This window comes from Pseudomonas sp. MWU13-2100, from assembly GCF_023242365.1.
Taxonomy (GTDB): Bacteria; Pseudomonadota; Gammaproteobacteria; order Pseudomonadales; family Pseudomonadaceae; genus Aquipseudomonas.
The window spans coordinates 1-1,590 of sequence record NZ_JALLIX010000106.1; the positions used below are offsets into that span (position 1 = coordinate 1).

The 1,590-nt window shown below is 56.7% G+C and carries 2 protein-coding genes; one reads left to right on the top strand and one right to left on the bottom strand.

Translation table 11 applies throughout. The features are described from left to right. A partial coding sequence (locus tag M5B99_RS29510) for an NADPH-dependent F420 reductase (RefSeq protein ID WP_248807442.1) occupies positions 1–612 on the top strand: 612 nt, incomplete at its 5' end. A 26-nt stretch (positions 613–638) separates the two neighbouring features. On the opposite strand, the gene tnpC is transcribed toward M5B99_RS29510, so the two are convergent. Next, on the bottom strand, positions 639–1,590 hold a 952-nt coding region (gene tnpC / locus M5B99_RS29515; protein WP_248807443.1), incomplete at its 5' end, for an IS66 family transposase.

Below are 1,590 nucleotides of genomic sequence, written 5' to 3' on the forward strand. Positions count from 1 at the left end.
GCGGAGCCTGTAGACATTCGGGGCGCAGTGGATGGCGCGGATGTGGTAGTGCTGTCGATACCTCTGCCAGCATTGAGCACACTCCCTTCTGACCTATTTACCTCCGTACCCGACAGCATCCCTGTTGTGGATACCAGCAACTACTACCCTGGTTTGCGTGACCCGCGCATTGCTGAAATTGATCAAGGGATGACGGAAAGCGTTTGGGTGACGAAGCAGATTGGGCGACCAGTAATCAAGGCTTTCAACAATGTGCTCGCCTACACATTGGCAGAGTTGGGCGTTCCGGACGGTACACCAGGTCGCTTGGCAGCGGCGGTAGCGGGTGACGATGAGAAAGCCAAAGAAACAGTGATGACTCTGGTAGATCAGGTAGGTTTCGATCCGGTTGACGCAGGCTCGCTTGAGGAGTCCTGGAGGCAACAGCCGTCTACACCAGGCTATTGCTGTGATTACGATGCTGAGACTATGCGCAGGGCTTTATCAGCAGCTATCAGAGGGCAGGCAGCCGCTAAACGAGATCGATTGCCTGAGCATTTCAAGTGGCTCGGGCCGAACCCGACCCATGGCGACGTGGTAGCCATGAATCGATCATTCAATCCACTCGACTAAGGTTTTTTGCTGAGCATGGAGCAAGCTCAAGAATGACTGATCGCTTGAGACGATGAATGAGTCCAGCATTGGGGTAACAACATTCCAATCTCACTTGCCCGCTGTGTCGGCAGCCGAGTCAGCACATCTTTGAGATAGGCATACGGATCGTGCCCATTCATGCGCGCCGACTGGATCAAACTCATAATCGCTGCCGCTCGTTTACCGCTGCGAAGAGACCCAGCGAACAACCAATTGGAGCGCCCAAGCGCCCATGGCCTGATCGTGTTTTCGACCGGGTTATTGTCGATGGGCACGGCACCATCATTCAGGTAGCGCGTTAGCGCTACCCATCGTTTCAAGCTGTAGTCCAAAGCCTTGGCCGTAGCCGAGCCTTCTGGCACAAGCTCACGCTGGGCCAGCATCCACTCATGTAGCTTCGCTGCGATGGGAACCGCTATTTCCTGGCGTAATCGCCTGCGGTCTTCATCGCTCATTTCTTTGGCTTGCCGCTCGATCTCGTACAGGCCACCGATTGAGTGCAGTGCTTGTTCGGCCAGTTGGCTTTTGTTCGCCACATGCAGGTCGAAGAACTTGCGGCGGGCGTGCGCCATGCAGCCGATTTCGGTGATGCCCAGCTCGAAGCCGGCCTTGTAACCCGCGAAGTCATCGCAGACCAGCTTGCCGTTCCACGTGCCAAGGAAGTTACGTGCATGTTCCCCAGCACGGCTGGGGCTGAAGTCGTAGACCACCGCCCTCAGTGCCGAGAACGGCGTCGTGCAATAAGCCCAGACATAAGCTCGGTGCGTTTTCTTCTCGCCGGGCGCCAGCATCTGCACAGGTGTTTCATCAGCATGTACGACTCGCTGAGCCAGCACCGCTTCGCGCAGTGCATCCACCAGCGGCTGGAGTTGCACGCCAGTTTGGCCCACCCATTGAGCCAACGTTGAACGCGGAATCGCCAGGCCTGCACGGCCAAAGATCTTTTCCTGGCGGTAC